This window comes from Mucilaginibacter agri, from assembly GCF_009928685.1.
Classification (GTDB): domain Bacteria; phylum Bacteroidota; class Bacteroidia; order Sphingobacteriales; family Sphingobacteriaceae; genus Mucilaginibacter; species Mucilaginibacter agri.
This window is the reverse complement of record NZ_WWEO01000043.1, coordinates 36,898-53,986: the sequence shown is the minus strand read 5'-3', so window position 1 is coordinate 53,986 and position 17,089 is coordinate 36,898. Positions and strand designations below refer to the sequence as shown.

Annotated in this window: 17 protein-coding genes; 4 read left to right on the top strand and 13 right to left on the bottom strand. The window is 44.3% G+C overall.

Annotated features, from left to right (window positions below):
• Positions 1–45: 45 nt before the first annotated feature.
• The 3 genes from GSY63_RS13090 to GSY63_RS13080 form a co-directional block, all read right to left on the bottom strand.
• A complete protein-coding gene (locus GSY63_RS13090) occupies positions 46–654 on the bottom strand; it encodes a superoxide dismutase (protein WP_208094539.1) in 609 nt (202 codons plus the stop codon).
• A gap of 72 nt (positions 655–726) precedes the next feature.
• On the bottom strand, positions 727–1,203 hold the full coding sequence (locus GSY63_RS13085; RefSeq protein ID WP_166586275.1) for a nucleoside deaminase: 477 nt from the start codon (positions 1,201–1,203) through the stop codon (positions 727–729).
• Positions 1,200–1,535, bottom strand: coding sequence for a tRNA-binding protein (locus GSY63_RS13080; RefSeq protein ID WP_166586274.1), 336 nt, complete (start codon positions 1,533–1,535; stop codon positions 1,200–1,202). Before GSY63_RS13080 ends, GSY63_RS13085 begins: the two co-directional genes overlap by 4 nt.
• Positions 1,536–1,673: 138 nt before the next feature.
• Here GSY63_RS13080 and GSY63_RS13075 point away from each other — a divergent pair, with 138 nt between their 5' ends.
• Together GSY63_RS13075 and GSY63_RS13070 are read left to right on the top strand one after the other, a co-directional pair.
• Positions 1,674–2,207, top strand: a complete 534-nt coding sequence (locus GSY63_RS13075) for a hypothetical protein (protein WP_166586273.1) — start codon at positions 1,674–1,676, stop codon at positions 2,205–2,207.
• Positions 2,208–2,266: 59 nt separating this feature from the next.
• The gene (locus GSY63_RS13070; protein ID WP_166586272.1) at positions 2,267–3,457 is read left to right on the top strand and encodes a class I SAM-dependent rRNA methyltransferase; all 1,191 of its coding nucleotides are present in this window, start codon (positions 2,267–2,269) and stop codon (positions 3,455–3,457) included.
• Positions 3,458–3,741: 284 nt separating this feature from the next.
• Here the strand turns inward: GSY63_RS13070 and GSY63_RS13065 are convergent, their stop codons facing one another.
• The 8 genes from GSY63_RS13065 to GSY63_RS13030 form a co-directional block, all read right to left on the bottom strand.
• The gene (locus tag GSY63_RS13065; RefSeq protein ID WP_166586271.1) at positions 3,742–5,046 is read right to left on the bottom strand and encodes a hypothetical protein; all 1,305 of its coding nucleotides are present in this window, start codon (positions 5,044–5,046) and stop codon (positions 3,742–3,744) included.
• A 30-nt stretch (positions 5,047–5,076) separates the two neighbouring features.
• Positions 5,077–6,450, bottom strand: a complete 1,374-nt coding sequence (locus GSY63_RS13060) for a DUF4097 domain-containing protein (protein ID WP_166586270.1) — start codon at positions 6,448–6,450, stop codon at positions 5,077–5,079.
• On the bottom strand, positions 6,431–6,997 hold the full coding sequence (locus GSY63_RS13055) for a hypothetical protein (RefSeq protein ID WP_166586269.1): 567 nt from the start codon (positions 6,995–6,997) through the stop codon (positions 6,431–6,433). Before GSY63_RS13055 ends, GSY63_RS13060 begins: the two co-directional genes overlap by 20 nt.
• Positions 6,994–7,554, bottom strand: a complete 561-nt coding sequence (locus GSY63_RS13050; RefSeq protein WP_166586268.1) for an RNA polymerase sigma factor — start codon at positions 7,552–7,554, stop codon at positions 6,994–6,996. The genes GSY63_RS13055 and GSY63_RS13050 overlap by 4 nt, the downstream gene beginning before the upstream one ends.
• Before the next feature lie 63 nt (positions 7,555–7,617).
• A complete protein-coding gene (locus tag GSY63_RS13045) occupies positions 7,618–8,157 on the bottom strand; it encodes an AAA family ATPase (protein ID WP_166586267.1) in 540 nt (179 codons plus the stop codon).
• A gap of 125 nt (positions 8,158–8,282) precedes the next feature.
• Complete coding sequence (gene pnuC / locus GSY63_RS13040; RefSeq protein ID WP_166586266.1) at positions 8,283–8,891, bottom strand: nicotinamide riboside transporter PnuC; 609 nt, start codon at positions 8,889–8,891, stop codon at positions 8,283–8,285.
• Between the two features lie 104 nt (positions 8,892–8,995).
• Positions 8,996–11,047 (bottom strand): M13 family metallopeptidase, encoded by a 2,052-nt coding sequence (locus GSY63_RS13035; RefSeq protein ID WP_166586265.1) that lies wholly within the window; start codon positions 11,045–11,047, stop codon positions 8,996–8,998.
• Between the two features lie 96 nt (positions 11,048–11,143).
• Positions 11,144–11,386 carry a helix-turn-helix domain-containing protein gene (locus GSY63_RS13030; RefSeq protein WP_166586264.1) on the bottom strand — a complete coding sequence of 81 codons (243 nt, stop codon included), beginning with the start codon at positions 11,384–11,386 and terminating at the stop codon, positions 11,144–11,146.
• Between the two features lie 395 nt (positions 11,387–11,781).
• Here GSY63_RS13030 and GSY63_RS13025 point away from each other — a divergent pair, with 395 nt between their 5' ends.
• On the top strand, positions 11,782–12,921 hold the full coding sequence (locus GSY63_RS13025) for an acyl-CoA dehydrogenase family protein (RefSeq protein WP_166586263.1): 1,140 nt from the start codon (positions 11,782–11,784) through the stop codon (positions 12,919–12,921).
• Between the two features lie 48 nt (positions 12,922–12,969).
• A complete protein-coding gene (locus tag GSY63_RS13020) occupies positions 12,970–14,175 on the top strand; it encodes a peroxiredoxin family protein (protein WP_166586262.1) in 1,206 nt (401 codons plus the stop codon).
• An 88-nt stretch (positions 14,176–14,263) separates the two neighbouring features.
• On the opposite strand, the gene GSY63_RS13015 is transcribed toward GSY63_RS13020, so the two are convergent.
• Positions 14,264–15,742, bottom strand: coding sequence for a PAS domain-containing sensor histidine kinase (locus tag GSY63_RS13015; protein WP_166586261.1), 1,479 nt, complete (start codon positions 15,740–15,742; stop codon positions 14,264–14,266).
• 70 nt (positions 15,743–15,812) lie between these two features.
• On the bottom strand, positions 15,813–17,060 hold the full coding sequence (gene pepT, locus GSY63_RS13010; protein WP_166586260.1) for a peptidase T: 1,248 nt from the start codon (positions 17,058–17,060) through the stop codon (positions 15,813–15,815).
• Between the last annotated feature and the right edge of the window lie 29 nt (positions 17,061–17,089).

The following is a 17,089-nucleotide window of genomic DNA, read 5'->3' as shown; positions in this document are numbered from 1 at the left end:
TTTCCTAAAGCCCTCTCCTTTAGGAGAGGGTTGGGTGAGGCTTTGTTAAACCGCTTTTGTGTATAATTCAGCAACGTGGTTCCAGTTAACTACATTCCAGATAGCTGCAAGGTAGTCTGGGCGACGGTTCTGATATTTCAGATAGTAAGCGTGTTCCCAAACGTCGATACCGAAAATCGGAGTGCCTTTTACTTCAGCAATATCCATTAACGGGTTATCCTGGTTAGGGGTTGAAGTTACTGCCAGTTTTTTATCAGGCGTAACAATTAACCAGGCCCAGCCAGAACCGAAACGGGTAGCACCGGCTTCGTTCACTTTAGTTTTGAAATCGGCAAATGAACCGAAAGTGCTTTTAATTGCATCACCCAGTGCGCCGGTTGGCTCGCCGCCACCGCTCGGAGAAAGCAATGTCCAGAATAAAGAGTGGTTATAGTGACCACCGCCATTATTACGTACAGCTGCAGGGAATTTTGAGATATTTTTAATTATATCTTCAATGCTGCTGTTAGCCTCCGGTTTACCTTCAAGAGCTTTGTTTAAGTTAGTAACATAAGCCTGGTGATGCTTGCCATGGTGAATTTCCATGGTCATTTTATCAATGTGTGGTTCCAGTGCGTCGGTTGCGTATGATAGCGCCGGTAATTCGAATGCCATAATCGTATTTTTTAAGGTTAAATGAATGTATACAAATATAAAGCCCCATGTTCAATATTTGTTCTGTTAATGTCAAGTTTTCTGTCGGCGGGCTTTAAAGAAGTCTTTTACTAACTGGCTGCATTCGTTCTCGCGGATACCGCCTGTAATTAACGTCTTGGGATGCGTGATCTTTTGATTTAAACGACCAAATCCCAGCCTTGCATCATAGGCACCAAACACTATGCGCCCCACCTGAAACCAGTAGGACGCGCCTGCGCACATTACACAGGGTTCCATGGTTACATATAACGTGCATTCGGGGAGGTATTTACCACCCATGTAATTGGCTGCGGCGGTAAGCGCCTGCATTTCGGCATGGGCCGATACATCATTCAGCCGTTCGGTTAAATTATGTCCACGGCCGATGATCTGACCTTTGCAAACCACAATAGCGCCAATAGGAATCTCGTCTTCGGCTAAAGCCAGTTTGGCTTCGCGAAGCGCCTCGTTCATAAAAAAGTCGTCGGGCGAAATGGTGGCCTCGTCGTCGAAATTAATGTATCTCATATTAGTCTGCTCCCGTTTGGTACCGGCCTTTCAACGGCGGTTAATACAATATCTCCGTTTTCATCGGCCAAGCCGGTCACCAGAAACTCCGACATAAATTTGCCTATCTGTTTTTTCGGAAAATTAATTACGCCCAGTATCTGCCTGCCCACCAATTCTTCCTTAGTATAATGTTTTGTGATCTGTGCGCTAGACCATTTAATGCCATGCTCGCCAAAATCAACCTTTACTTTATAGGCAGGCTTTCTCGCTTCGGGGTAATCATGCGCCTCCAATATCGTGCCTGCATGCAGGGCTACTTTCTCAAAGTCGTTCCAGGTAATGGTTTCCATAGAAGGCAAAGATAAATTTTAGTTACGAGTTGTGAATCGAGAGTCAAGAGTGCATCTACGCTTTATTTCGCAAGTAACTTAAATTCAACTATTACATAACTGTAACAATCGGTAAATTTCTCAAGTCTATATTACGAAATGAAACAACTTTACATTTGCATCCTGATTTTATTGGGGGTACTTACTATTGATAAAACTTACGGCCAGGCCAGAAATTCGATAGGCTTTGGTGGGGGCATTAATATCCCTTTGCCCAACGGTTACAGTACCGGAAGCAATTACTTTTTGCAAGGCAGCATTAAACTGGCTAACAAAGTAGAATTAATGCCGTCTATAGGCGTGGTGAACATCGAAAGCGATAAAAAAGGCGTATACAATGGCTACTATTTTGTAGGCTCGGGGCGAAGTGTAAGCCTCATTTACTTAAGCGCTACTGCTAAATACTATTTTAATAGCTTGTTTTTTGTGGTTGGCGGTGCATCCTTAAACGCAGGCGGCGATGATGCCGGCAGCTCGGGGGTGGGTGCCCATGCTGGCGCGGGTGTCAATTTAAACCTCGATAAACATAACGCCCTAGAATTCACAGGCCGCTTTGAAGCATTGCCAGATTACGACAAGACAGTTCCATTGATAGGCATACGTGCAGCATATCGGTTTAATTTTGGGAGGTAAAACCCGACAGCCTACAACTGGTAACCGACAACTGCCAACCAAATCTTTATCTTTGCGGCATGATTGATGTGATCCTTAAGAAAGGAAAAGAAAAAGCGGTAATGCAAAGGCATCCCTGGTTGTTCTCGGGCGCTATAGATAAAGTGAAGGGCAAGCCAGCCAATGGCGATGTAGTACGTCTGTTGAGTACAGAGGGTAAGTTTATGGCTTACGGCTTTTACAACGCACAATCGCGAGTGGCCCTGCGGCTGCTGGAGTGGAACGAAGATATTGCTATTGATGGCGATTGGTTCCGCAAAAAAGTGGCAGTAGCGGTATCGAGCCGTAGCGAACTCTTGGCTGATGGCAGCACCAATACCTGCCGACTGATATTCAGCGAAGCAGATTATCTGCCAGGCCTGATTGTAGACAAATATGCCGACTACCTTTCTTTACAGATCCTTACATCAGGCATCGAAAACAATAAAGCCGTTATTATCGACGAGCTGCAAAAGTTAATGCAGCCTAAAGGTATCTTCGACAAAAGCGATGCATCATCACGCGAGCACGAAGGTCTGGGAGCATCCGATGGGGGCGTTTTAGCCGGTAGCCATCCGCCCGAAATTGTGGAGGTTAAAGAGAACAATGTAGTGTACGGCATCAACATCGCCGAAGGACAGAAATCCGGCTTTTATTGCGACCAGCGCGATAACCGGCACCTTGTTGCAGCACATACTAAGGACAAAAAAGTATTGGATTGCTTCTGCTATACCGGCGGTTTTACCCTCAATAGCCTTAAAAATGGCGCAGCATCTGTTACCAGTGTTGACAGCTCGGCATTGGCCATTGATACGCTGAAACAAAACATAGCTTTAAACGGACTGGATGCAGCCAAACATACTGCCATACAATCTGACGTTAATAAACAACTACGCAAGTTTAAGGAAGAAGGCGAAACCTTCGACCTTATTGTGCTCGATCCGCCTAAATACGCACCATCGCGCTCGGCGCTAGTTCGTGCGTCGCGTGCCTATAAAGATTTGAACCGTATTGCCATGTTGCTGCTCAACAAAGGTGGCTTACTGGCTACCTACTCATGCTCAGGTGCTATGGATATCGATAACTTTAAACAGGTACTGGCCTGGGCTGCATTGGATGCCGGTAAAGAGGTACAATTTATCACCCAGTTTTGCCAACCCGAAGATCATCCGGTAAGGGCTTCTTTTCCCGAAGGAGAGTATTTGAAGGGGTTATTGTGTAGGGTGCTGTAGTGGGAGTCCTGAGGTCAGTGAGGTCAGAAGTCCAAAGTAGTTATAGCCAAGGGAACGTACTACTGTGAATATCCAACCGTCATCCTGAACTTGTTTCAGGATCCCTTTTGCTAAGTTTGCACCTGTTTGATGAACAAATAGGACGACGTAAACCTACCACGTGGGATGCCGAAACAAGTTCGGCATGACGTTTACTCATTACATAAAAAGCGCTGGTACACCTCGCGTGGGCCAGCGCTACTTAATTAAACAAACTAATTAAAACGCAATCATTATAACTAGTATCACTTATCGAGCGTTACTTTGGTGTAGCTCGATTTGATGGTAACTGTTTTGTTTGAACCCTTTTTGCCAGCGTGGCCCTTATAGGTTTTATTGGGATGATAACCGCGCTCGCCGTCTACAGGGCTTTTATCGGTTACATTAACCGAGGCATTGTTATAATCAAACCCACCCATTTTGGTGCTGATGTCGAAATCAAAATCATCATCTGCGTTTAGATCAACTTTGCTAAATGAGGCATCAACATTAAGTGCTTTCAGGCTTTTATCCAACTCGCCCACTTTCAGGCCAACACCACCCCTTGTATATTTGAGGGTAATATCGCCCGATGTTTTTAGCTTATCTACATTCAAACCCGCGAAACTAACTTTTGCCTTTAATTTATCGGCGGTGCCTATTTTTGCGTTACCATAGCTGATATTAAACTGATCGCTGTTGAGTGTGCCGATATTGGCATCGCCAAATCTGATGTTCAGCTCGTTAAGGGGGCTTAATAATTGCTGGGCAACAAGGCTCGAAAAATTGAGGTTAAGAGATACCTTGCCAATCAGATCGGGCACTGTTACTGTGCCGAATTTATTGCTGAGGTTAAGCGCATTTTTGGCTGGCATATAAACGGTGTAGTTAACAACTACTCGTTTAACATGCGTTTTACCCGAATCTGTCCACGAGCCCCAGTTATTGTCCTCGTCGTTTTTTTCAATATAGGTTTTGAACGAAACGCCGTCGGCATCTTTGCCGTCTTTAATACTAACCTTGTCCAGTATCTTTTGGGCCGAGGCGTCATCGTCGCCATCGGCTTTAATTTCTACATCAACCTTTACCTCGTTTTTCTCCCAGGTATTTACCGCTACCTTACCAAATACGTTTTGTATCTGTACCTGATCTGTTGCGCTAACCGGGTAACTTTTAGTATACGTTTTAGTTTTTTCTTTCACCTCACCGCTGGCAATCTTTTTATCAATAAAGTCGTCGCCCCGGGTGTAGGTGTGCGCTGCGCCTTCTGTGTAATTATAATTATACCGGGTGTTAACTCTGTCGCCCATTTGCTGCATGTGCTCGGCCGTTTTTCTCCACTCCTGTGCACGCAAATCGTTCATCTGCTTTTGCACGTCGTGCATTTGTGCTTGCAGTTTGCGCATCTGCTCGCGATAATAACTTTTGTCGTGCCCGGTGGTGTCTGTTTGGACACTTACCGAAGTCGAAATTTCTGTTGTGACATTTGAACTGTCGGCCGATTGCGCGGTTGAGCTTTTGGCTGCAAAAAGGCAAAGCATGGCCAGGGCAGTGTTAAAAACTACTTTCATAAGGTGTTATTTAGGTTTTAAGAATTGGGGTTAATCGAACTTAACGCTGCCGAACGAGGATTTGATAGTAATTACCTTATCGCTATTACCCTTACCTACTTTACCTTTATAGGTTTTGGTTGGGTTAAAGCCGCGCTCGCCATCTTCCGGTGTTTTGCTGGTGATGCTCACCGGCACATCGCCGTAGCTGAAGCTGCCGTAACGTACCGTGATGTCAAAATCGGCATTTTGGTCGTTGCCGATGCCAAGCTTAACACCCGAGTAGGACGTATTTACCGACAGGTTTTTTACGCTTTTAGCCACATCGGTTACCTGTACGGTGCCGCTATAACGTGCGTTGATATTGCCAGAAGTTGTAAGCTTACCAATTTTGGCCGAGCCGTAGCTTACATCAGCATTAAGGTTGTCACTCTCGCCCAGGTTAAGGTTTCCGTAGGCAACATCTATTATACTACCCGACAGGTTATCGATAGTAGCACTGCCGTAGCGCACCTTAATTTCGTTGGTGCTGTTACTCAAATTTTTAGCGGTAAGGCTGCCGTAAGAGCTGTTAATAATCAGTTTGCCACTCAGATCGGGCAGTTGTGTGCTGCCATATTTATTGCTCACTGTTAAAGGCATTTTAGCGGGCATGTATACGGTATAATTGATCTCTATTTTGCGTACATGCGATTTGCCCGAGCCAAACCAGTTACCCCAATTGTTATTACCATCCCTATCGTAGTTGGTTTTGAATGATATTAACGAACCGTCTTTGCTATCGGCAATGGTAACTTTGTCTATCAGTTTTTGGGCTTCATCTTCCTGGTCTGCGTCGGCTTTGATCTGGATATCAACCTTAACTTCGTTCTTGTTCCAGGTGTTTACAATAATTTTTCCAAAGGTGTTATCCAATTGTAACCTATCGTTACCATCGGCGCTATAGCTTTTGCTGTAGCTTTTGGTTTTCTCAAAGGCATCGCCGCTTTGCACTCTTTTTGCGATGTAGTCGTCGCCACCTGTTATACCTACCACTGTGTTTACACCAATGTCGTTTGAAATAACCCCCAGGCTTTTACTTAAGCCAGATACGTTTGTTTCGTAATTATAGCTATAATTAAGTTTATTAAGGCTCTTTAGCTTCCTGCTGCTTTCGCGCATTGCCAAAGCATTTTTCTTCAACTCTTCACTGCGCACGCTATTTATTTGCTTTTGCAGGTCGCGCATTTGATCCTCCAGCTTACGCATTTTGTCGCGATACTGTTTGCTATTATTAGTGTCTGAATAAGTATAAGGTGTAGCTGGTGTTGCTGGCTCGGCCGGTTTAGCCGGAACTGCTGGTGTAGCCTGCTGTGCCTTTGTGCCATTTACGGCGGCCAGGCAAAGCAGGGTAAAAAGGATCTTATTAAATATTTTTGTTTTCATCTTGACTTTTAATTTGATTGTACTGCTCAATAACGTTTAGTTGCTGGTTTAAAACCTCGGTCTGTATCTGCAAGTTCCGGATCATTGCTCGTAGCACACGCTCCTGGTTAGGGCTGGTTTTTAACTCGTTATTCAGTTTTTTATAGGTCGAATCCATTTTAGCGATCTCGCCGCTAAACTCTTTATACAACTGCGGGTCTGCCTTGGCTATCAGGTGCAGTTCGTTGCGTTTCTCTTTCACCAGCGATGCATAGTGCATTTGCTGTTTGGCATACTCGGGATTAATGGCGGTAAGATCAACGCCGTTTGGCCTTTTTTCGTTGCGCAGGTAAAACACGAAACCTATGCCCATTACCATGATAATCATGGCGGCCACTCGTAGTACGAAGCCAAGCGAGAAGGTTTTTGTTTCGCGCTTTTTTGGCGCTTCTGTTTCCTCCGTAAAAGTCAGTTGGCTTTCTATATTATCCCATAAAGCGGCTCTTGGCTCCAATTCGTCAAATTCATCACGGTTGTCGTGTATGAAATCATCTAATCGCTTGCTCATGCTACTTTTCCTTTCTGTTTTAAAATCTCGCTCAGCTTTCTTTTTGCTCTTAAAAACTGGGTTCTTGATGTATTTTCGTTAATTTTTAATATCTGTCCTATCTCTTCGTGGTCGTAACCTTCCAGCAGATAAAGTGATAGCACCACACGGTAACCTTCGGGTAAAAGCTGTATGGCGCGTTTTACCTGTTCTACCTGGTATTGGATTTCGTCGTCGTCAAAACCTTCATCGTCGGCAATGTTTTCCAGTTGTTCACTTTCCATTTCCACCAATTCCAGCCGGCGTTTGCGCAGCAGGTTGATAGATCGGTGAACAACAATCTGTTTCATCCACAGGCCGAAGGTTGTTTCCTGCCTGAAATCTTTCAGTTTGTTAAAAGCATCCACGAACGATTCCTGCAATACATCTTCGGCCTCCTCAACATTACCTACTATCCGGTAGGCCACGTTAAGCATAGCTTTGGAGTACAAACGGTAAAGCTCGTAGCAGGCTTTTTTACTTCCCTGCTTACACTCTGCCACCAGGCTGTAGTGTTTGTCTATGTAAACGGCTTCCAATGTGATTAGCTTTCAAGAATAAGAGACGCAACATTTATTTCAACGTTGCACGAAAGCTAAAAATTAATGAAAAGAATTGAGAAAATCTTCAATAGCGGCCACGGCATTGGTGTAGCGCTCGGGCCCGGTGCCCGAAATAACAGTGTAGCGGGCATTTAATGCCTGCAACTCCTGGTGCCAAACGTCCATAAAATGTTCGCGCATGTTGGGGAAATCGCGCAAAGGATCATCTTCCCAGGGCAGGTCGATGTTTAAAAGTAAGTACAGATCGTAGGGGTGCTTGGGCAATTCGTCTAATACCTCCTGCGGCGACTTTCCGAAAAGCTGATCGCTCCAGATCTTAACGGTTATAAAGGTGGTATCGCAAATGAGCAGTTTGTTGGCCTGGGGTTCTAACTCCTTCTCCAACTCCAGCTGGCCATAAAACATGTTGATCTCATCCTGCCAGGTGTAGTCGCCCTTGAGGTTTTCGCAATAGCCGCGCGCAAACTCGGGCACCCAAACGGTGTTAAAGTGTTCCGCAAGATATTTTGACATGGTTGATTTGCCTGTTGATTCGGGGCCTACGATTGCTATTTTGAAGATGTTGTTTTGCTTGTTCATTACTACATAGTGTCATTGCGAGCGACAGCGTGGCAACCACATCGCATTCTTTATTAATATGTATAGCTACGAGGTTGCTTCGTACCTCGCAATGACAAATTAAAAATTAAAGGCGTACCAGGCTTTTACGCCCCCTGCTTCCTATATTCCTTCCTCCAGTCCAGATACCCAACTAACGCAATTATAGCATAAACAGCGTACATAAATGCAGTAGGTTGCAAATGTTTTACAATGTAAACACCAACATAGATAATATCTACAAATACCCACATCAGCCAGTTCTGGTAAATTTTGCGGGCCATAAAGAATTGTGCTATAAGGCTCACGGCGGTGCAAAAGCTATCAAGATAAGGATATGCTGCTGGCTTGTAATGCAGTTTGGGAGCGAGGGCTATTAAGGTGTAGCCGAGTGATGGTGTAATTATGGCGATAGCAATAACGGTCCAAATGATTTGCTTGGTAGTGATAGACACCACGGGTACTTTTACTTCGGGCGCTTTTCTATGGCTCCAGAAATACCAGCCGTAAATGTTGGCGCCGAGGAAGTAGAACTGCAAGCCCATATCAGCATAAAGCCTTGCTTCAAAAAATATGAAGATATACAGCGTTACACTGATAATAGCCAAGGGCCAGTTCCAGATATTATTAACGGCCGCCAGGTATACGCACAACAGGCCGGTTATAACTCCAATTAATTCGATCCAGCTTTGCTGGTGAAACCAATCTAACAACATTTGATTAGATAATTTGTCAATTCGGTAATTTGTCAATATGAGCTCCCCAACAGGATGCTAAGAATCGACAAATCACCAAATTAACTAATTGACAAATTGAGGAGCTACCAAATCTTCACCCGTTTATCAGGGTCGATCCACATTTTGTCGCCTTTTTTGATGCCGAATGCTTCGTAGAATTCCGGCACATCGCTAAACGGACCGTTTACACGTAAAAATGCCGGAGCATGTACGTCGGTAACAATTTGATTTTTCAGAGCTTCTTCGCGCTCGTGGCCTAACCAACCCAGACTATAACCCAGGAAGAAACGCTGCATTGGTGTTAAACCGTTAATCTTTTTACCTTCTTTATATTGATCAGTTTTTTTGAACGCATCGATACCGATTACAATACCGCCTAAGTCGGCAATATTTTCGCCTTGTGATGCCTTGCCGTTAACGTGCAGACCATAAACGGTGTAATTGCTGAATTGGTTAATAATACCTTGCGCACGCTGGGTAAACTTGGCTGAATCCTGCGGAGTCCACCAAGCTTTCAGGTTACCCTTAGCGTCAAACTGGCGGCCTTCATCATCAAACCCGTGGGTAATTTCGTGGCCAATGGTTGAAGCTGCTGCATAGCCGTAAACTACGGCATCATCCACTTCATCGTCTTTAGCGCCCGGGATCATAAACTGCGCAGCCGGCAATACAATTTCGTTATTTGATGGATTGTAATAAGCATTATAGGTTTGTGGCGTCATATCCCACTCGGTGCGGTCAACCGGTTTGCCTATTTTGTTAGCCTCGCGTTTGTACCAGAAGATATTGGCATTAATTACGTTTTGCACGTAAGGGCCTTTAACAATTTCCAGGTTCGAGAAATCTTTCCATTTATCAGGGTAGCCAACTTTCGGGTTTACTTTCGATAATTTATCAAGCGCTTTGGTTTTGGTTTCGCTGCTCATCCAGTCCAGCTTTTCGATGTGCTCTTTAAAGCTTGCGCGAATAGCATCCACCAGCTTTACATAACGCTCTTTAGTTTTTTCCGGAAAGTATTCTTTAACAAATAGCTGACCCAGTACTTCGCCCATCAGGTTATTTTCAGCGTCGATAACTTGTTTCCAACGTGGTAATTGCGATTTCTTGCCAGATATCACCATACCATAAAAACGGAAGTTCTCATCGCGGAAGGCTTTACTTAACTGGCCGCTAAACTCCGCTACCAGATTCTTACGCAGGTAAGTTTTCCAATCATTAATACTATAGGTAGTTAAAGCTTTGCTCAAAGCACGGTAGTACTCCGGCTGGCCAACTATAACTGTATCTATGTTTTTGTATGCCATTTTGGCAAACAAGTCTTTCCAGTCAATCTGCGGGGTAAGCTTGCTTAAGCCTGCCAATGGCATTTTGTTATAATTATGATACGGATCACGCAGGTCTTCGAGCTTGCGCGAGCTATCTGCCAAAAATTTTTCTAACGCGTAAACCTTTTGAGTGCCTGCCTTTACGTTGGCATCATCAAGCCCCGATAATTTTAAAACAGTTGGCAAGTGCGTTTGCTGATAGTCGTTACGGATCTTAACGCTTTGCTCATCGGCGTTAAAGTAATAGTCGCGGTTAGGCAAGCCTATGCCCGATTGATACAATTGCAGCATCATCTTTTCACTATTCTTAGCGTCCTGCGCAACATAAGCGCCGATTGGCGTAGTAACGCCAATTACAGAAAGATGTGCAAACTCATCGAGTAGCGATTTAAGGTCGGTAACCTGGTTTATTTTATCCAACTCCGGCTTCAATGGCGACAGGCCTTGTTTCTCTATCTCTACGGTGTCCATACCGCTGTAATAGAAATCGCCTATTTTTTGCGAGTTGGTTCCTTTGGCGGCATTTTCTTTTAAGGCATCCTCGTTAATCTTTTTAAGGCGGTCGCGCAGTTCATCGCTTACCAGGTTGCCAATTCCCCAACGCGAGTAAGCAGCAGGGATCGGATTCTTTTTTATCCATCCACCATTAGCGTACATAAAAAAGTCGTCGCCGGGTTTTACTGTGGTATCTAAATTTTTATATACAGCATCGTGCGCTGCATAGTCGGGGGTTTCGTTACTGTGGCAAGCACTAAATAAAGAAGCAGCAAATAGCGCGCAGAGGGGCGCTGCATAAATTTTTTTAATCATTGTTTTAAATTGTAGTCCTTTTTGTACAGAATTTCAGAATTGCTGTATAGAAAATAGGATTTGTTTAAAAATTAATACACTACTCAATGGGTGGTTTTAATAAATACCTTGAAAAAATCCGGATAAGGAGACATCGAAATAGTAGCAAATCTTACGTAAGGTGTCGAGCCGGATATCAATTTTGCCAGATTCGAGCCTGGCAATATTAATATTTGTTTCGCTGTAAAATCGCTCCTGCGTAACCTGGTTCTGTCGTCGCAAGCGTTTAATCTGCAGGGCAACCTTCTTCTTAAAGGCATCCTCAGAGTTGTTAAGGTACTCAAAATCAGTTAGTAACATCGTCAGTTAGTTTTTTAGGGGTAATTATTAGTAAGTATATACTTAACAAATGTAAAATGCTATGTTAATGTTATACTAACAACAACCAATGTGAAAATAAACAAATTCTGACGTATTAGTAAGTACATAATTAAAATTGTGGCTCTACTTTTGTAATGTTATTAATGACTCTGCATTATACTGTGAAAAATATAAAACAACATCTACCTGTGAAAAATAAATTGTTTTAGAATTCTCAGACGCCCAAGCTGAGGTTTTTTGTTCTTTGTTTTGGGTTTAATCAATAGTTTAAATTAATTAGGGGAAAGGGAGCTTCGCAAGAGCTCTCTTTTTTTATGCACTATTTTTACTATGCGTGCATAGTATTATATTTGAAAACCAACATATAACCATATATGAATTTCGAATACACAGAAGAGCAACTGATGATCCGTCAGGCGGCAAGGGATTTTGCACAAAACGAACTGAAGCCGGGTGTGATAGAGCGCGACGAACACCAAACGTTTCCGGCCGAACAAATGAAGAAACTAGGCGAACTCGGTTTCCTGGGCATGATGGTATCGCCCCAATATGGTGGCGGAGGTATGGATGCTATCTCCTATGTGTTGGCAATGGAGGAGCTTTCGAAAATTGATGCATCGGCCTCGGTCGTGGTGTCGGTAAATAATTCGCTGGTATGCTATGGACTGGAGCATTATGGCAACGAATTTCAAAAAGAAAAATACTTAGTGCCCCTGGCTAAAGGCGAAGTAATTGGCGCATTCTGCCTTTCGGAACCCGAAGCCGGATCTGACGCCACTTCGCAGCGTACCACCGCTGTTGACATGGGCGATTATTACCTGCTTAATGGCACCAAAAACTGGATCACCAATGGAAACTCGGCTTCTACCTATATCGTAATAGCGCAAACCCACTCCGAAAAAGGCCACAAAGGGATTAACGCTTTAATACTGGAAAAAGGCATGGAGGGTTTTACCGTTGGTCCTAAGGAAAATAAAATGGGTATCCGAGGGTCCGACACGCACTCGCTGATGTTTACCGATGTTAAGGTACCCAAGGCTAACCGCATTGGCGAAGATGGTTTCGGCTTTACCTTCGCTATGAAAACATTAGAAGGTGGCCGCATAGGTATCGCTGCGCAAGCCCTGGGTATAGCATCTGGCGCTTATGAGTTGGCGTTAAACTACTCAAAAGAACGTAAAACCTTTGGTAAGCCATTGTCAGATCACCAGGCTATACAATTTAAACTAGCCGATATGGCTACCGAAATTGACGCCGCACGTTTGCTTTGTTTAAGGGCTGCATGGTTAAAGGATCATGACATGCCGTACGGCTCGGCAAGCGCAATGGCCAAGTTGTTTGCCTCAGAAACAGCCATGAAAGTTGCCGTAGAAGCGGTGCAGATACACGGAGGATATGGCTTTGTAAAAGATTACCATGTAGAACGCCTGATGCGCGACGCCAAGATCACCCAAATTTATGAGGGTACTTCGGAGATTCAGAAAATTGTCATATCGCGCGAACTTTTGAAATAATAGGCTGGCTTTACTACCTTTGGCATAAAACGACTATTTTAGTAGACTATGAAATTCAAAGGCTTTATCCTTGCAATATTAATACTATCCGCTACTGCAAGTTTTGCACAAAAAAAACTAAGCACAGGTATATGGCGCGGCACCCTACAAATCCCAGCCGGCGAACTGCCTTTTAATTTTACTGTTAAGGATACAGCAGGGCATCAGCAAATAGCTATTATTAATGGCAATGAGCGTTTCCGTGTAAACGAGATTGCTGTTAAAGACGATTCGGTGTTGATCCAGATGCCCTTATTTGATTCTGAATTCAGATTGAAATTTGAAGGCGCAAACCTGAAAGGGAATTGGATCCGCCACCTGGGTGAGCGTGATGTGTTTATTCCGTTTGAAGCAGTGCCCGGTGTATCATACCGCTTTAAAGACGTGCAGCCTACAAAATACACAGTTGCCGGCAGGTGGTCGGCTATTATTGGCGTCGACCAGCCAGATACAACAGTTGCAGAGTTTCAGCAGACAGGCAATAAAGTTACCGGTACTTTTTTGACCACTACCGGCGATTACCGCTATTTAGAGGGCTCTGTTTCTGGCGATAAACTATCGTTATCTTGCTTTGACGGTGGGCATGCTTTCTTATTTACAGCAACCTTAAAGGATGAGAATACCCTGGTTGACGGCTTGTTCGGTAAAAACCCATGGCACGCTAAACGCGACGACGACGCCAAACTGCCCGATGCTTATTCACTAACCTTTTTGAAACCTGGGTTCAAGAAACTCGATTTCTCTTTCCCTGATCTGGATGGCAACAAGGTTTCATTAAATGATCCACGGTTTAAAAACAAGGTGGTTATTGTAGAGATTATGGGTTCGTGGTGCCCTAACTGTATGGATCAGACAGCCTACCTGGTAAAGTATTATAAAAAGTATCACAAAAAAGGAGTGGAGGTTGTAGACCTTGCTTACGAGCGCACCGCAGATTTTAACAAATCGAAGGCGTCGTTATTGCGCGAGAAAAATCATTTCAACGTACCCTACCCGATGTTAATTACTGGTTATACCAGTAACCCTAAAGAGGTTGCCAAAAGCTTACCTGCAATGGCAAACTTCTTCTCGTTCCCAACTACGCTTATTATCGATAAAAAAGGCGACGTGCGCAAAATATACACCGGCTTCAGTGGCCCGGGAACCGGTTATTACTATACCGATTTTGTAAGCCAGTTTGAAAAACTGACTGATGATTTGCTTTCGGAGAAATAACTGGAAGAGAAGCAAGAATCGAGAATCAAGATTTAGACAAGAAAGGCGATTGGATGCAATCGCCTTTCTTGTTTATTTTATCTACTTGCTAATTTTTGGGTAGGGTAAAGCAAAATGTGCTGCCTTCGCCAGGTTTGCTTTCGGCCCAAATGCTGCCCCCGTGTAGCTTTACGATCTCGGAACATAAATATAGCCCAATACCGAAGCCGGATATGTGGTTTGCCTCTGCGCCTTTTACGCGATAGTAACGCTCGAAAATAAGCGGCAGATCTTCTTCGCTAACACCAATACCCTCGTCACGGACGCATACTTTAACAAAATCATTATCGGCAGAACAGCTAATGTAGATCGTTGAACACAGGGGCGAATACTTAACAGCATTGCTTAATAAGTTGTTAAATACCTGGCTTATTTTTTCACGGTCGGCATTGATCCATATTTCTGGCGAGGGTTCAATCCTGATCGAGTGCCCCAGCATGGTGGCAGCCGCATCGTCTTCTACCTCCTTCATTAGGTCGGATAGATCAAACAATTGATGATCTATCTGAATCCTGCCCGATTCCAGTCGTGAGACATTGAGGAACCCATTGATCATCCGGGTCATTTTACCAAGCTGCGTTCCCGCTCGCTCTAACATGCCCGCCGCAATGGTATCGTTATTTTGGATAGCTCTTTTCTGCGCCACTTGCACATTGCTTATTACGGATGTTAGCGGCGTTTTCAACTCATGGCTTACCATGCTGATAAAGTCGTTCTTGCGCTGCTCATTCTCTTTTATATCCGAAATATCGCGGGTAGTGCCTGCTATCGCTTCTACTTCGCCCTGGGCATTAACAACGGGCGAAAATATATAGTCGTAAATCCGCTTGCCCAGTGTGGCATGAGGGAAAGCAATTTCGCCGCGAATCGATTCTTTAGTTTTTACAACATGGTCTATCTCACGTTCGTGCATTTCGGCGTGCCAGGGTTCATAACCATTATCGAGCAAGCCTTTGCCAACGGCATCATCCCAGCTTTTCCCCCACATCTTTAGCAGTGCCGGGTTGGCAAATGTGAAGATATAATTGGGGTCGAAAACATATACCAAATCGGGAGTATTGGCAGCAACGATCTCATACAGCCGTCTCTGCGTTTCGGCTTCATCTCTCGCTTGTCTAAGTGCCTCTTCGGTTGCCTTGCGGCCGCTAACATCACTGGCTGTGCCGAACCATTCTATAATATCGCCGCTTTCATTTAAGATAGGGACCGCTGTTGATAATACCCATCCTATAGTACCATCGGCGCGTAAAACCCGATGCTCCAATCGAAACATTTGCTTTTTACCGAGAGCCTCGTCAATGGCATCTTTAACCACTTGCTGATCTATGGGGTGAATGTATTTTTGCAGCCAATGTTCGTCAGGTTCGCCTGTATCCAACAAAAAATTCCCACCGTTAAGTTGACGCATTACCTTCCAATCAGCGCTCATACGATAAACCACGTCCGAAGTAGCGGTTACCAGCGTACGAAACCGTTCTTCACTTTCACTAAGCCCTTTATAAGCATTAAAAGGTTGGTTCTCTGTCATGCAACGTTATATTGGTATTAATCAACTCTATTGTTAAACGCAAAATATAGATAATGGTTGAAAATTTTAGCTAAGCGTTCTCTTCCCAAACCTCGCACAAGTTCAAAATAACTTCTACTGCTTTTTGCATATCCTGTACAGAAACCCATTCCTGTTTACCGTGAAACGCGTGTTCGCCAGCAAAAATATTTGGGCAGGGTAAACCCATAAACGAAAGGCGCGAACCATCAGTTCCCCCGCGGATACTTTTCAGTTCAGGCTTTAATCCGGCACGTTTAATGGCTTCGATGCCATATTCGGTTATCTTGGGATGCTGGTCCAGTACCTTTTTCATGTTGCGGTACTGCTCTTTTACCTGCAATTGGTACGTTGCGCCAGGGAAACCTTTAATTACCCCGTTGGCAATATTGCGGATCACATTGGCATAGTCTACCAGTTTCTCGTCTTCAAAATCGCGGATAATAAATTCTATAACTGCCTGCTCGGCATGGCCGGTAACTGATACCGGGTGTACAAAACCTTCCATATCTTCAGTACCTTCCGGCGATAACTCCAGCGGTAAGGCGGCAATAATTTTACCTGCTATTTTGATAGCACTCTGCATGTGGCCCTTGGCAAACCCTGGGTGCGAGCTTATACCATTAATAATAAGTTTGGCGCCATCGGCAGAGAAAGTTTCGTTCTCGAAATGGCCTGCGCTTTCGCCATCCATCGTATAGCCTACATCAGCCCCTAGCTTTTTAAGGTCGGCTTTATCTACGCCGCGGCCTATTTCTTCGTCGGGGGTAAACAGTATCCTGATTTTGCCATGCTTAATTTCCGGGTGATTAATTAACTGGTAAGCCGCATCCATAATTTCGGCTAAGCCTGCCTTGTTATCTGCACCAAGCAAAGTAGTACCGCTGGCGGTAATCACATCGTTGCCGATCTGGTTTTTCAGATCGGGGTGCTCGTTCATTTTCAGCACAATGCTGTTATCATCCGGCAACACCAAATCTTGTCCCTGGTAGTTTTGATGTACCAAAGGTTTTACACCCTCACCGCTGCAATCGGGCGAAGTATCCATGTGCGAGCAGAAGCACAGCACGGGGACGTTTTCCTTATCGCTGGTAGCCGGAATAGTGGCATAAACATAGCCGTGCTCATCAAGCTCGGCATCAGTAATCCCTATGGTTGTCAGTTCTTCCACCAACAGGCGACCTAAATTCTTCTGTTTTTCTGTAGAAGGGCAGGTTTCAGATTCGGGGTCCGATTGGGTATCTATAGTTACATAACGCAAAAAGCGCTCGGCAACGGTAAAATTTAATTGGCTGTTCATACGCAAAAATATTTGTGCAAATTAGGGCT

Bases quoted from the DNA above. Each gene is read 5' to 3' on its own strand.
- GSY63_RS13090 (WP_208094539.1), bottom strand. From the start codon at position 654: ATGGCATTCGAATTACCGGCGCTATCATACGCAACCGACGCACTGGAA.
- GSY63_RS13085 (WP_166586275.1), bottom strand. From the start codon at position 1,203: ATGAGATACATTAATTTCGACGACGAGGCCACCATTTCGCCCGACGAC.
- GSY63_RS13080 (WP_166586274.1), bottom strand. From the start codon at position 1,535: ATGGAAACCATTACCTGGAACGACTTTGAGAAAGTAGCCCTGCATGCA.
- GSY63_RS13075 (WP_166586273.1), top strand. From the start codon at position 1,674: ATGAAACAACTTTACATTTGCATCCTGATTTTATTGGGGGTACTTACT.
- GSY63_RS13070 (WP_166586272.1), top strand. From the start codon at position 2,267: ATGATTGATGTGATCCTTAAGAAAGGAAAAGAAAAAGCGGTAATGCAA.
- GSY63_RS13065 (WP_166586271.1), bottom strand. From the start codon at position 5,046: ATGAAAGTAGTTTTTAACACTGCCCTGGCCATGCTTTGCCTTTTTGCA.
- GSY63_RS13060 (WP_166586270.1), bottom strand. From the start codon at position 6,450: ATGAAAACAAAAATATTTAATAAGATCCTTTTTACCCTGCTTTGCCTG.
- GSY63_RS13055 (WP_166586269.1), bottom strand. From the start codon at position 6,997: ATGAGCAAGCGATTAGATGATTTCATACACGACAACCGTGATGAATTT.
- GSY63_RS13045 (WP_166586267.1), bottom strand. From the start codon at position 8,157: ATGAACAAGCAAAACAACATCTTCAAAATAGCAATCGTAGGCCCCGAA.
- pnuC (WP_166586266.1), bottom strand. From the start codon at position 8,891: ATGTTGTTAGATTGGTTTCACCAGCAAAGCTGGATCGAATTAATTGGA.
- GSY63_RS13035 (WP_166586265.1), bottom strand. From the start codon at position 11,047: ATGATTAAAAAAATTTATGCAGCGCCCCTCTGCGCGCTATTTGCTGCT.
- GSY63_RS13030 (WP_166586264.1), bottom strand. From the start codon at position 11,386: ATGTTACTAACTGATTTTGAGTACCTTAACAACTCTGAGGATGCCTTT.
- GSY63_RS13025 (WP_166586263.1), top strand. From the start codon at position 11,782: ATGAATTTCGAATACACAGAAGAGCAACTGATGATCCGTCAGGCGGCA.
- GSY63_RS13020 (WP_166586262.1), top strand. From the start codon at position 12,970: ATGAAATTCAAAGGCTTTATCCTTGCAATATTAATACTATCCGCTACT.
- GSY63_RS13015 (WP_166586261.1), bottom strand. From the start codon at position 15,742: ATGACAGAGAACCAACCTTTTAATGCTTATAAAGGGCTTAGTGAAAGT.
- pepT (WP_166586260.1), bottom strand. From the start codon at position 17,060: ATGAACAGCCAATTAAATTTTACCGTTGCCGAGCGCTTTTTGCGTTAT.